The 13,634-nt window shown below is 53.7% G+C and carries 11 protein-coding genes and 1 tRNA gene; 2 read left to right on the top strand and 10 right to left on the bottom strand.

Features of this window, described 5'->3' with window-relative positions:
* Window positions 1-377: 377 nt before the first annotated feature.
* From nac to ACTJKZ_RS02500, 4 genes are all read right to left on the bottom strand, one after another.
* A complete protein-coding gene (nac, locus tag ACTJKZ_RS02515) occupies window positions 378-1,295 on the bottom strand; it encodes a nitrogen assimilation transcriptional regulator NAC (protein ID WP_161736886.1) in 918 nt (305 codons plus the stop codon).
* A gap of 453 nt (window positions 1,296-1,748) precedes the next feature.
* Window positions 1,749-2,774 (bottom strand): ABC transporter permease, encoded by a 1,026-nt coding sequence (locus ACTJKZ_RS02510; RefSeq protein ID WP_190285965.1) that lies wholly within the window; start codon window positions 2,772-2,774, stop codon window positions 1,749-1,751.
* A 23-nt stretch (window positions 2,775-2,797) separates the two neighbouring features.
* On the bottom strand, window positions 2,798-4,282 hold the full coding sequence (locus tag ACTJKZ_RS02505; RefSeq protein WP_098052921.1) for a sugar ABC transporter ATP-binding protein: 1,485 nt from the start codon (window positions 4,280-4,282) through the stop codon (window positions 2,798-2,800).
* A gap of 32 nt (window positions 4,283-4,314) precedes the next feature.
* Window positions 4,315-5,238: a sugar ABC transporter substrate-binding protein gene (locus ACTJKZ_RS02500; RefSeq protein ID WP_033733168.1), complete on the bottom strand. Its 924-nt coding sequence runs from the start codon at window positions 5,236-5,238 to the stop codon at window positions 4,315-4,317.
* Between the two features lie 505 nt (window positions 5,239-5,743).
* Between ACTJKZ_RS02500 and ACTJKZ_RS02495 the strand changes: the two genes are divergently transcribed.
* A tRNA-Asn gene (locus ACTJKZ_RS02495) sits at window positions 5,744-5,819 on the top strand.
* A gap of 88 nt (window positions 5,820-5,907) precedes the next feature.
* Here ACTJKZ_RS02495 and ACTJKZ_RS02490 read toward each other — a convergent pair.
* The 3 genes from ACTJKZ_RS02490 to ACTJKZ_RS02480 form a co-directional block, all read right to left on the bottom strand.
* Window positions 5,908-6,210 carry a helix-turn-helix domain-containing protein gene (locus tag ACTJKZ_RS02490; protein ID WP_033733169.1) on the bottom strand — a complete coding sequence of 101 codons (303 nt, stop codon included), beginning with the start codon at window positions 6,208-6,210 and terminating at the stop codon, window positions 5,908-5,910.
* A gap of 4 nt (window positions 6,211-6,214) precedes the next feature.
* Window positions 6,215-6,568, bottom strand: coding sequence for a type II toxin-antitoxin system RelE/ParE family toxin (locus ACTJKZ_RS02485; RefSeq protein ID WP_440829180.1), 354 nt, complete (start codon window positions 6,566-6,568; stop codon window positions 6,215-6,217).
* A gap of 285 nt (window positions 6,569-6,853) precedes the next feature.
* The gene (locus tag ACTJKZ_RS02480) at window positions 6,854-7,942 is read right to left on the bottom strand and encodes a YncE family protein (RefSeq protein WP_440829179.1); all 1,089 of its coding nucleotides are present in this window, start codon (window positions 7,940-7,942) and stop codon (window positions 6,854-6,856) included.
* Between the two features lie 425 nt (window positions 7,943-8,367).
* Between ACTJKZ_RS02480 and fhuE the strand changes: the two genes are divergently transcribed.
* The gene (fhuE, locus tag ACTJKZ_RS02475) at window positions 8,368-10,530 is read left to right on the top strand and encodes a ferric-rhodotorulic acid/ferric-coprogen receptor FhuE (protein ID WP_440829178.1); all 2,163 of its coding nucleotides are present in this window, start codon (window positions 8,368-8,370) and stop codon (window positions 10,528-10,530) included.
* A gap of 153 nt (window positions 10,531-10,683) precedes the next feature.
* Here fhuE and ACTJKZ_RS02470 read toward each other — a convergent pair whose 3' ends face one another.
* From ACTJKZ_RS02470 to ACTJKZ_RS02460, 3 genes are all read right to left on the bottom strand, one after another.
* Entirely contained in the window at window positions 10,684-10,965 is a 282-nt protein-coding gene (locus ACTJKZ_RS02470) for a hypothetical protein (RefSeq protein WP_440829177.1), read from the bottom strand.
* Between the two features lie 189 nt (window positions 10,966-11,154).
* A complete protein-coding gene (locus tag ACTJKZ_RS02465) occupies window positions 11,155-12,456 on the bottom strand; it encodes an LLM class flavin-dependent oxidoreductase (RefSeq protein WP_440829176.1) in 1,302 nt (433 codons plus the stop codon).
* 45 nt (window positions 12,457-12,501) lie between these two features.
* Window positions 12,502-13,572: an iron-containing alcohol dehydrogenase family protein gene (locus ACTJKZ_RS02460; RefSeq protein WP_440829175.1), complete on the bottom strand. Its 1,071-nt coding sequence runs from the start codon at window positions 13,570-13,572 to the stop codon at window positions 12,502-12,504.
* Window positions 13,573-13,634: the final 62 nt, after the last annotated feature.

The following is a 13,634-nucleotide window of genomic DNA, read 5'->3' as shown; positions in this document are numbered from 1 at the left end:
TTAAGTACTTAACTGCGGTTAGTTTCAATGATGGTCTTTGGCTCTCATGCGAGCAGACAACTCCTCATTCAGGAAAAACAAAAATTTTACAGGCGGGGGTTTTGGAGAGGCATCCGGAGCGCTGAGGAACAACCGGAGGCGAAGATGAGCCGACAGGACGTCGGCGAAAGGACGGTCCGCTGGCCGCAGGGCGTGACGAAGGTACCCCGCGAAGCGGGGCGCGCAGGCTGCCGGACGCCGGGATTGTTAAGGGGCGGGCGTCCGCCCCTTGACGCGTCCGCCTGCTCGGGCAACCTGAAACTCCCATACGCCTGGCGGGCGTCACCTTCTCAGGTGAACGCGCTGCAAAGCTTAACCTCAGCCCGCTGCAAGCGCCCCTACCCCACTAGCATCAACTCCCGCTCCTCATTCAGCGGCTTATTCAGCAGTGACAGCAGGATATTTTTCACGGCCTGTGCAGAAGGCGATAGCGGCAACCGGGCGGAGATGTTCAGCGACAAAGGCAGACTCAGTGACGGGCTGTTGATGCGTGACATCCAGGCATCCGTCGAACCCACCAGCGCCCGGGCAGCGGATTCAGGTAATACGGTGACGCCCATACCGCTGGAAATCGCTGCGGTCAGGGTTGAAATCGATTCGATCTCACCAATGATGCGCGCACTCAGGCGACGCAGTGAAAATGCCTCATCAACCCGTTTGCGCACTGCGCTGTAGTCGCGTGGTAAAAACAGGCTCATCTGCGCCACATCGGCCAGATCGACGCTGGCACCTGGGTAATCGGATGCACCGACCAGGAAGAGATCTTCTTTCATCAGCGGCACGCTGTTGATTCCGGCAGTCGGTGCGCGATCGTACAGCACTGCCATATCCAGTTGACCGTTCATCACCTTCTCATTCAGTACGCTGCCGCTGTTTTCGTGCAGGTAGACCAGGATTTCAGGAAACTGATCGCGGACGGTCTGCAGCAGCGGCATGGTCAGTGAAGAGGCTGCCGTGCCCGGTGCCAGTCCAATCGACACCTGGCCGCTCAGCACCTGACCAGCATTGATCACCGCCGTCTGGGCCTGCTCGCACTGGCGCAGAATAGTACGCGCATGGCCATAGAGAATCTTTCCGGCTTCCGTTGGCGTGACGCCGCGCTTGGTGCGGATCAGCAGTTGCTGATCCAGCTCATTCTCCAGCGTTGCCACCTGCTGACTGAGTGCAGGCTGTGCGATGTGCAGCACTTCGGCTGCCTGCGTCAGACTGCCGATATCGACGATTTTCACAAAGTACTTCAGTCGTCTTAAATTCATCTTGCCTCCGTCACTTACCCCGAATAGCGAAATAGGTCTGATCCTATCGCCCTGATAACAGAGATTTTGCAAGATGCAGGCCAGGTTTAAATTGTACACCTCACCCGTCGGCCAGATTTTTCCTAACGGCCCGGAAAATAAGCGTTTCTGATTACCTCTTAAGGGTTAATAAGGATCAGGAATGTGTAATTGCAATGAAGGAGAGGGGTGGGCGCACTGTGGCAGTGCAGACGCTGCGAGTCAGACGTGCAGAAAAGTGATGGCGGGCTGTACAGTTTAAGTGCAGTGGAAACGCATTGCACCTGATTAAAGCTTGCCGGGCTTACAGGAAAGCATTAACGAACACCATAAGAATGTAACCGGTATCAGCAGGAATTCTTATCTCTGGCGAATCACTGAGGCTAAAAGCAACCGTTGCCCTCTCCCGTTACGGAAGAAGGCAACGCCTGTTGATTAACGTTTTTTGCGGTTACGGTGCATGTCGATAGAAACCGCGGCCACGATGATTATCCCTTTAATAATGTCCTGAATGTAGGCGTCAACACCCACGAAGGTGAAGCCGCTTTTGATCAGACCGAGGATAACCGCGCCGATTAATGTGCCGGTGATACGACCTACACCACCCATCAGGCTGCTGCCGCCGATAACAGCTGCGGCAATCGCATCCAGCTCGTAGGACATTCCCATGCTCGACTGGCCGCTGCTGACACGCGCCGCCAGTACCACACCCGCCAGGCCAGAGAGCGCGCCGGCAATGGTGTAGACGATGATCAGATACTTATTAACGTTGATACCGGAGACTTTCGCCGAGGTCATGTTGCCGCCGATGGCGTAAACATATTTACCGTAACGGGTATGTTTCAGGGCGATATGGAACAGCAGTGCCACCACCAGGAAAATCACGACCGGCATGGCACCCTGACCGATTGAGGTAAAGCCGTCAGACAGGAAGCTGATCGGATTACCCTGGGTGTAATACTGCGCCAGACCACGTGCCGACACCATCATGCCCAGCGTGGCAATGAAGGGCGGAATGCCGGTGCGGGTAATCAGTACACCATTGACCGCACCCGCCAGCAGACCCACACCGATACCGGCCGCGATAGGGATCACCGCAGGCATATTGACCAGCGAGGGATACATCGGCGACAGGCTGTCAGAGGTCTGCGCCAGACTGGCCGCTACCACCGCCGCCAGGGCGATGACGGAACCGGACGAGAGATCGATACCGGTGGTGATGATGACCTGGGTCACGCCAACGGCGATAATCCCGATAATCGCCACCTGCAGGACAATCAGGATCAGACGGTTGGTGTTGAGCAGGAAAGACTGGTCACGCACGTACCAGCCGAACATTTCAAAAATCAACGCAATCCCCACCATCACCACAAAAATGCCGGTATCTTTCGGCAGTTTATGGCGCAGGCTGGCAAAAAAAGAGGGTTGCTGCGGGGCTGCCGGGGTAGCAGTAGCTTTCATATTGCTCATAGTGGTCTCGCGCCTCACTCGGATGCCAACGACAGAATGGTTTCCTGATCGGCTTCTTCTTTATCGAGGATGCCGGTTATACGCCCGCCGTGCATCACCATCACCCGGTCGCTCATGCCAAGGATTTCAGGCAGTTCAGAGGAGACCATGATGATAGCCACGCCACGGTTGGCGAGTTCACTGATTAAGCGGTAAATCTCCGCTTTTGCACCGACGTCAATGCCGCGCGTCGGTTCGTCCAGAATCAGAATCTTCGGTTGCGCCAGCAACCAGCGGGCAATAAGAACCTTCTGCTGATTACCGCCGCTGAGGTTATTGATGATTTGATCCATGGTCGGCGTTTTGATATTGAGCCGACGGATCTGGTCCATGCAGTCCTGCGCCATCTTCACATGGCTGACAAAACCGCTTTTGCCGCTGTACTCCGGCATGTTGACGATGCTCATGTTCTCCATCACCGACAGCACCAGAAACAGCCCGGACTTTTTACGGTCCTCGGTCAGGAACGCCATGCCCTTTTCAATCGCGGTTGAGGGCGAGTCGATCGTCACCGGCACGCCATCAATCAGGATCTCACCGCTGTCGAAACTCTCCATGCCGAACAGGCTTTCCATCACTTCACTGCGACCGGCCCCCACCAGCCCGGCGACGCCGAGGATTTCACCCCGGCGCACGCTGAAACTGACGTCGGTGAAACGATCTTTGCAGGTGAGGTTACGCACCGTCAGCACCTCTTCGCCAATGGCGCTGTTGAATTTCGGGAACAACTGCGTCAGCTCGCGCCCTACCATCTGTGTGATCAGCGACTGACGGGTGTATTTAGCCGTCTGATCGCTGGCGATCCAGCTGCCGTCGCGGAAGATACTGACCTCATCGGTGATGTTAAAGATCTCATCCATCTTGTGGCTGATGTAGATGATTGCTTTGCCCTGCTCCCGCAGATCGCGAATGATGGTAAACAGATGCGCGACTTCGGTTTCCGTGAGCGCGGAGGTCGGTTCATCCATAATGACGATGTCTGAATCCCAGGAGACCGCTTTGGCAATCTCGACCATCTGCTGCGACGCAATGCTCAGCTCGCCAACCATCCGATCGGCTTTCAGGCGGATGTTGAGGCGGTTGAGCAGTTCCTGCGTCTTCTGATTAAGTCTGGCATGATCGACAAAGCCAAACTTCATCGGTTCGCGGCCAAGCCAGATATTCTCGGCGACGGTCATGTAAGGCACCAGATTGAGTTCCTGGTGGATCATTGAAATGCCGGAACGCAACGCGTCCATGGTGTCCTGAAACTGCACCGGCTCCCCTTTAATTTTGATGGTGCCCTTATCGGGACGATACATCCCGATAAGGCACTTCATTAAAGTGGATTTGCCCGCGCCATTTTCGCCCATCAAGGCATGTACCGTTCCCGGACGCACCCGCAACGATACGTTGTCGAGGGCTTTGACACCGGGGAAGAACTTGCTGATGCCTTCGGCTTCAAGCGCAAACGCGTTCATACATCACCTCCGTACAGCTGGGTCGGGAACGATTATTTCAGGTTACGCTTGGTAAACTGTTCCATGTTTTCTTTGGTAATCAGCTGGTAAGGGATGTTGATGACTTTCTGGACTTTTTCGCCTTTCACCAGCTTGATTGCTGTCTGTACCGCGCCTTCCCCCTGGCCCTGCGCATCCTGGAATACCGTGGCGACCATTTTGCCCTGCTTCAGCATCTGCAGCGCATCGGGAGTGCCATCGACGCCAGCGATCAGGATTTTGTCCGGGTTTTTACCCAGCGCCTGCAGCGCACCGATCGCCATTTCATCGTTGTTCGACGCGATGGCATTGATTTCATCACCCGCCGTCATCCAGTTACTGACCACATCCACCGCGTCGTTTCGGGTAAATTTGGCGGTCTGTTTCTGAACGATTTTGATACCAGGGAATTTAGCGGCAACTTCTTCCACACCTTTGGTACGGTCGCGGGTCGCTTCGTTCGCCAAATCACCCATCAGGATGGCGACATTGCCTTTGCCGTTCATCGCTTTAGCCAGCGCTTCCATCTGTAAGCGCCCGGCCAGTTCTGAATCGGAACCCACATAGGCCATTTTGCCGGTCAGTTCCGCCTGTGGACGGCGGTTGACAAAGATCAACGGGATACCCGCTTTGCTCGCCTGATCCATAATCGGTTTCACCGCATTGGTGTCGACCGGGTTGACGATCAGGGCATCCACACCCTGACCGATAAAGTTCTGAACCTGCTGAAGCTGCTGTGAAACGTCACCTTTTGCATCCTCAACCTGGCCTTTAACGCCATCCTTCTGCATCTCCTTCTGCATTGACGTACGCAGAATCGTCAGGAAGTTGTCATCAAACAGCGCCATTGAGACGCCCACCGAGACATCTTTTGCCATAACCGCGGCAGGTAACATGCAGGCTAACAGTGAGGCGACAATCGTTTTTTTAATGTTCATAGGGACCCTTCTTATTTGTTAACTTGCTCAGGGGCTGAAGCCGCGAATGAAAAATATCTTTTACATTCACCCAGCCTGTCTGGCGTCTGTTTCGGGAAATTTGAGGTAAGACTTCAGGTTATGGCTATTTTTGTGATCGACCACTCCTTTTCACAATCACTTGATCTGCAAACAGTTAGTTTAAAAATGCCGTTTCATTTCCGGATGATAATCACGACCGTGATGATAAGCAGTTTATTTGTTCCATATAGTTTCGTTTTGAAATTTTTATCATAAAAGCACTGAAACGGTTGTTTTAACATCGGCAAACAACAAAACTTTGACATGCCTCTAACATCTGCCGAGAAATGCCCGCAAAGTGAGATCCTGTTGGCAGTTTGAAAAGCCAGCAGATTTACGTAAAAACCGCCAATCCGCTGCTTTTACGAGCATCTGAACGCAATTCAGTAAACAGGGCTTTGACAAGCGGGATCAGCGCCGTTAATATTCGCCCCGTTCAAGCGATTCCTCTGTAGTTCAGTCGGTAGAACGGCGGACTGTTAATCCGTATGTCACTGGTTCGAGTCCAGTCAGAGGAGCCAGAATTAGAAAAGCCCGCTCAGGGAAACCTGAGCGGGCTTTTTGCATTGATGTTTTTAATCACGGCGACGTGGTTTTCACGCCAGAGGCTTACACCACGAACCCGTAGTGGGAACCATCCGGCAACTCTACCACCAGCCGCAGTTTCCCCCCTGCCGCATCGACGTAGCGTTTGAGCGTGGAAAGCTTCAGGTCACGCCCCGGCTTTTCCATGCCCGCCACGGTCGGCTGTGTGATGCCCAGCGCCTGCGCCATTTCCACTTGCGTTTTCTGCACTTTCTCACGCAGCTCGGCAAGGTGAATGTTGAGCAGGATTTCGGTCGCCATAGCCTGTGCGTCGGCAACGACTTCCGGTTTTTCATCCGCAATAAGCTGTTCCAGCGTTCTGCCCATCACGTTACTCCTTATGGTTAAAGCTTTTTAGCCAGTGTGTGAATTCCCGATCGGCAACCGGAAGCATCTCCCGATAAAATCGCTTTTCATTGCCCGCCTTATTACCGGCACACAGCACAATTGCCGTGTGGTTCGGGTCAAAAGCAAAGAAAGCCCTTATTGGGTCGCCGCGGCTCTGGATACGTAACTCTTTCATGTTGATATAAGCGGAACCTTTAATCGTATCCGCATAGGGTCGGCTTAATCCCGGCCCCTTTTCCCGCAGCACCATCAATGCAGCCAGCACGCAGGCGCGATCGCTGTCATTAAGCAACGTAAACCAGCGATCAAACCGCTCTGTCGTTTTAATCATCCACACGAGATCTCCTTATCAATATAGGTCAGATGCTATATAGGTGTAAAGCGATAACCGAGTGTGATGTCGCGGCATGTCAAAATCATGGGTCTTAAATGAAATGCGAGAGAAGTATTCAGTTATGTCAGTGAAAACCGCACAAGATCTGCACACATTCGCGAGCTGTATCTGATTTGCTGCGGGTTGTGGTGATCTCATGGCGGTCAGACGAAAGCCCACTCAGGCTTCACTGAGTGGGCTTTAAGAAGGTTAGCGGCTAAACGCTAAGAGGTAACGCCTGGCGCGTGCTTATGGCAACACGATACGAGCAATCTCGTCAGTGCCTTTAGTGGAGGAATCTTTGTTAAATTCCGCTTTAAGGGTGACAAACAGGGTATTGTTATCCGGACCTATCAGCAGGCTGTTGGGATTTTTTTCGAACGACCAGCTATTTTTCACCGCATAGGTGGTGGCATCCAGTTGCAGTACTCTCTTCGATTCGCGCTGGCTGATGTAAAGCTCATTGCGCTTAGCGTTGAACTTAATGCCCATCGCATCACCTTCAATGCGTTTGATTACCTTGCCGGTGCGCTCATCAAAGATCAGCGTGGCTTTGCCTTTGGAATCGTCGGTCACGAACAGGCGACCGGTTTCAGGATCTTCTGCCATGTTCAGGAACAGATATGCTTTGCCATCGCCTGGCGTCCAGCGCTTCTCGATTTTATGGCTGCGCGGATTAATCACCAGAATTTCACCCGAGCCATTAGCAGCATAGATGCGATCAGTCAGCGGTGAGTAGATGATACCCGTCACCCATTTACCGGCATTCTTAATTTCGGTTTTAAGCGTAAAGGTTTTGGTGTCGACTACCGAGATATAGCCTGGTTCAGCCACGCGGCCCACATAGAGTTCGTTGCCATGCCATAACACTTCACGTGCACCTGCCGGATAGCCCTCTTTACTGATTTTGCCCGGGAAGACCAGACGCTGCAGCAATTTGCCACTCTTCGCATCCACTCTGGAGATTGCGCCATCCAGCGAGTTGGTGGTGTAGAAGACCTCACCCGCTTCATCGATAGCGGTGCCGAAATTTTTCATGTCGGTATGTGTTTCACCCTGAGTAGTTAGTGTGGCGGGATCAAGACGGTAGATCATGCCGCCGTTCACATCCTTAAACGCCTGCGCACTGGCAACAAATAACGCTTTTGCTGCAGGAGAATAAGCCATTTCATACAGACCATCCCCCAGGGCGCGCTGAGTTACCGCGCTGTCGACTGGTTTAGAGGCTTCTGCAGCAGGCGCATCAACTTTTTTAGCAGGTGCCTGACACGCTGTCAGGCTAATGGCAGCGGCGGCAGCCATGGCAACAGCGGCTTTGCGCGGGCTTAACGATTTCATGCAGAACTCCATCAGGGAATAAAGGGTGCCGGGCCATTCTGATCGGCCAGAATAAAGAATGCGAATCATACTCATTAACAGTCGCTAAGCAAACTACGGCTCAGATTCCTGTAGCGCTCCAGTGCGTTCTCACGACATAAACCTTCAACTTTCGCTTTTTATTAGGGTCAATTCGCCATTTTTCAGCACCAGAATAATGTAAACGCCAGCAAGTATGAGGCTTTTATCGCGCTTATTTATCTGATTTATTTGAAATTAATATAATGTTACATCTTCAATTGAATCTCACAGGGAATTTATAAAGCAAATGATTATCATTGGCATTCTCACAACTAATTCAGCTTCTCTCTTTCTGTGATGGGCTGAGAAATATAACGATCAAAGCGTAATGACTTAACGCAATACCAACATTTAATGGAAAATTTATGGCTCGTAGTGGCAGGGAATCAGATTTCAAAAACGTTTTCAGCGTTTCATTACTGGCACTGACGGTGCATGCCCTTCTCAACCCCGCTCTGGCGGCTGCGGAAACATCGCAGGATATGGTAGTCAGCGCGGCCCCCGCCGATAACAGTGAAAGTGATAAGCAGAATTACGCAGTCCAGACCACCCGCGCGGGCACTAAACTAATGCTGACACCACGCGATGTGCCGCAATCCCTTAGCGTGGTGACGCAGCAGCGGATGCAGGATCAGGATCTGCAATCCGTTAGCGATGTGCTGACCAATGCCACCGGTATCTCCACCAATCTGATCGACAGTGAACGCTCCGAGTACTATTCACGCGGCTTTAAGGTCAGTAACTTCACCTTCGATGGCATTCCGACGTCGGTCAACGATAACTGGAATTACGGCGATGCGGCGTCTGACACTGCCATCTATGACCGCATTGAGATCGTGCGTGGGGCAACCGGGCTGATGACCGGCGCGGGCAGCCCGTCAGCCTCTATCAACATGGTGCGTAAACATGCCGACAGCAAAACCGCCACCGGTACGCTGAGCGCCAGCTATGGCAGCTGGAATAAACAGCGGTATGTGGCGGATCTCTCCTCTCCGCTGAACGGCGACGGCAGCCTGCGTGGCCGCGTGGTAACCGGCTATACCGATCAGCAGAGCTGGCTGGACCGCTATCAGAAAACCCAAAAGTTTATCTACGGTGTGATGGATGCCGATCTCTCTGAGAAGACCATGCTGTCACTGGGTTACGACTATGAAGATAACAATACCGGCAATCCGACCTGGGGTGGCCTGCCGATGTTTTACAGCAACAACGCCACCACACATTACGATCGCAGCCTGAATTCGTCAGCCAACTGGACACGTTACAACACTAACTCGCGCAAAGTCTTTGCGGACATCGAGCATAACTTTGACAACGGCTGGAATATTCATGTCAACGGCACGCACGCCGAAAACACCTTCAGCGATAAGCTTCTCTATGTGATGGGCAATCCCGACCAAGAGAGCGGTGAAGGCACCACCGGCTACGGCAGCATGGATCGCGGCAAGCGTAAAATGGATTCCATTGATGGTTTCGCCAGCGGCCCGTTTGACTTACTGGGCCGTCAGCACCTGTTAATGGCGGGTGCGAACTACAGTCGGCAGCATAATGCCGCTTACAGTCAGGATGGTTTCAGCGATGCAGAGGCTCGTGAGATCGCCACTGCTGATATGGGTATTTTCAATAATCACTGGAGCGGTAACGTCGCGGAGCCTGAGTGGCAGGGCTGGTATCTCAACGATGATGACACGGTTCGTCAGAAATCGGTGTACAGTGCTGCACGTCTTTCGCTGGCCGATCCGCTGTCACTGATCGTTGGCGCACGCTATACCCAGTGGAGCACGAACGGCAGCAGCGGAGAGATGACCAAAAACAACACCACGCCTTACGCCGGGCTGGTCTATGACATCGATGACACCTGGTCCGCCTATGGCAGTTACACCGCCATTTTCCTGCCGCAGACCTATCGTGATACTCATGGCAGTTATCTCTCGCCTGTCACCGGAAAAAACTACGAAACCGGTCTGAAATCGGCCTGGAACGACGGACTGCTGACGGCCAGCGTGGCGATTTTCCGCATTGAGCAGGATAACGTCGGTCAGGCGCTTGATGGTGTCTACCTGAGCGGCAGTGAGCAGGCCTATGTTGCAGCCAAAGGTGCTGTGAGTAAAGGTGCTGAGTTCGAACTGAATGGTGCGCTGACTGATAATCTGCAACTTACCTTTGGCGCAACCCGCTATGTGGCACGTGACCAGAGTGGCCGCTTTAACAGCTATCAGCCACAAACCTCATTTAAGCTTTTTACCCATTATCAACTGGCCGCAATCCCCGACCTGACTGTCGGCGGCGGCATCAACTGGCAGAACCGGGTATTTAAAGATGTCACTAATGCCAGCGGCGACAGCGTACGGGTTTATCAGGGCAGTTATCCCCTGGCGTCGTTGTTTGCCCGCTATCAGGTGAATAAACAGGTCGCGGTGCAGGCCAACGTCGATAACCTCTTCGACCGCGAGTATTACAGCTATATGAACAGTTACGTATACGGTGAGCCACGTAATGTGAACGTCAGCGTTTCGTATCAGTTCTGAATGGCCTGCCAGAGATATCAAAAAGCCCGCGATGAATATCACGGGCTTTTTTGTTTTTCAGCAACGAGGGCGGTGACTCCTGTGCAGCTGACTATCCTTTTAAAAGGGTTAATGAAAAGAGTCATACGTGAATATGTCTGAATTGTAGCTGGCTTATTTTATCGATTTATTACGCCAGAAAACAAAAGCAACCACCGCGGTTAACACACCAATCAGCGGCATGGTCGCTGCGTCCGCCAGAAAGTTGTGCTGGTCGATACGCTGGTTCCTGCGGATATCCGCGAAGCGTGCCAGCGCCTCTGTTTCATCTGATGCACGCACTTCCTCAAACTCTTTTTTATACCCCTGCTCTGTTAGATCTGAAGCCCGGTTTACGTCTGATCTTTTCAATGCAACGGTGTGTTTGCCTCTGGAATAGAATCTGTAGTCTGACATTCAGTGAGCTCGCGGTCAGTAGAGTGAATGTCTGTTATATCGGGCAGGCAGTGATTTGCAAAATGGTTTTAGTAAAGCGTGAGGCACGATAAAGATTTCGTGCTGGTTAAACTAACCGCACGCCATCTTCTGGCAGACTCCGTGCGGTACAGGCGACAACATTCCACGCGATGAGAGTGAACCAAGCTCTTAGATCACGTCCAGCCCCAGATTTTCACGCAGCGTGGCAAACTCATACTCCTCACGAAACAGCCCGCGACGGCGCAGTTCCGGGATCACCAGTTCCACAAACAGATCGAGCTGTTCCGGCATGATGGCGGGCATGATGTTGAAGCCATCCGCACCGCCCTGCTCCAGCCACAGCTGGAAATCATCGGCGATATCTTCAGCCGTACCGACAATCACGCGGTGCCCGCGTGAACCGGCGGCGACGGCGGCCAGTTCGCGCAGCGTCAGGTTTTCGCGTTTTGCCATATCGGTCATCAGCTTAACGCGGCTCTGGTTCCCTTCGCCCAGCGGCACCTCCGGCACCGGGCCATCCAGCGGATACTGACTGAGATCCATGCTGAACCGCAGTGAGAGCTGACGCAGCCCATTCTCAATATCCACCAGCGTATTCAGCTCTTTCCACAGCGCCTTAGCGTCTTCGCGCGTGCGGCCGATAATCGGCATGACGCCAGGCATGATCACCACCTGATCCGGGTTGCGCCCGGCGGCCACCACCTGCGCCTTCTGCGCGCGATAGAAAGATTGCGCCTCCTCCAGACTGGCAGAGGCGGTAAAGATCACTTCCGCCGTCTCCGCCGCCAGCTTCTGACCATCCGCCGAAGAACCCGCTTCGATAATCACCGGACGGCCCTGCGGCGAGCGGGTGATATTCAGTGGACCCTGCACCTGAAAATGTTCGCCCTGATGATTAATCGGCTGGATTTTCTCATCAACAAAATAGTTTCCGGTCGCTTTATCCGGCTGCACGGCGCCCTCTTCCCACCCCGCCCACAGTTTACAGGCCACCTCGAGGAACTCACGCGCTCGGGCGTAGCGTGAAGCATGATCGGGCATATCACTGCGGCTGAAGTTTCTTGCAACGTCTGCGGAAAACGAGGTCACCACATTCCACGCGGCACGGCCCCGGCTGATGTGATCCAGTGATGAGAAGCTGCGCGCCAGCGTAAAGGGATCGCTGAAGGTGGTGGAGGCCGTCGCGGCCAGGCCAATGCGCCGGGTATTGACTGCCAGCGCCGCCAGCATCGTCAGAGGTTCAAGACGGGCCATGGTGGACGGCAGACGATACATGCTGGTTGCCAAGGCATCGCCAACAAAGAAAAGATCGAACTTACCCGCTTCAGCTTTTTTCGCCAGGGCGATCAGCCAGTCAATATCGGTGGGATCGCCCAACTGTTCGGTCAGACGCCAGCCGCTGACATGCTGACCCACGGGTTGAACAAACAGCCCAAGCCGCAGGCGACGTGATGAAGTTGCAGAGTTCATAAACGATTCCTGGTCTGAAAGATGAAAAAGCGAGCCGCAGCGCGCTTAGAAAAGGGTGTCGGTCGCCAGCAGGGCCTGTTCCAGCGCGCTGGCAGAGACGTTAAATGGCAGGCGATCTGCACAGGCTTTGGGAAATGTAATCTGCTGCGCAATGTTACGCAGCGCGGTATCACGATCACCCGGCAACGCGGGAAGCTTTAATGGCATGCCGTAATAGCGCAGCAGCGCCAGCAGTTCTGCATCCGGTTCCCCGTCATGCTCAATCAGCGACTGCACCAGCAGGCTGAAGCCCACTTTTTCGCCATGAAGCCAGTGATGGAGTTCCGGCTGGTGGGTCAGACGATTATGGATGGCATGCGCCAGCCCCGGCGTCGGCAGCGCGTCGCGCACGCTGTTCGCCAGCCCGGCCAGCACGATACTGGCATCGATGACTTTGACCAGTTCGGGTGTGACCCGCTGCTGCTGGCAGGCGGCTAGCGCGGCCTCACCATATTGCTGAAACACATCTGCCGCCTGCCGCGCGGTCATCACCTTTAAATCCAGCGCCAGATCGTTGGGGTTATGCCGCTGGTAAGGGCGGAATTCGTAATATTTTGCCAGCGCATCCACAATACCCGCTTTCAGAAAGCGCACGTCGCTTCGGGCAATGACCTCACTGTCTACCAGCAACAGTTCCGGCATTTTGCCCAGAGGCTGGCTGCGCAGATGCCCGCCCGCTTCGTTATAGATGATGGCAATCGGTGACCAGGCGGCACAGGTCGCTGCCTGAGTAGCAAAGTTAATCAGCGTAAGTGCCGGTAACTGGCTGGCGGCGGCTTTGGCGGCATCCAGCACCCGTCCACCGCCAATCGCCAGCAGTAACTCTGCGCCCTGCTGTTCGGTTTGCTGTTTTACGCGGGCAATCGCCTCTTCAGTACATTCACCCGCTAAATAATCCAGCTGCCAGTGAATGCCCGATGCCTCAAGACTCTGGCTTAATTCCGGATTAACCGCCTGCCACGCGTGCGGCGAGGTCAATATCCGGATATGGCTGGCGTAGGGTTTAATAAACTCACCGACGCGTGCACGCAGGCCCGCCTCATGTGCATAGGCTCGCGGAGAAGTAATCGCTAACACAGCGGCATCCTGATTATAAGAATTATGCCAAAAAGGCTTTAATTACATTTATTTATTAACGA

This window comes from Pantoea sp. 22096 (genome assembly GCF_052045955.1).
Classification (GTDB): Bacteria; Pseudomonadota; Gammaproteobacteria; order Enterobacterales; family Enterobacteriaceae; genus Pantoea; species Pantoea alfalfae.
The sequence above is the reverse complement of the archived record's forward strand: the minus strand, read 5'-3'. Positions and strand labels throughout refer to the sequence as shown.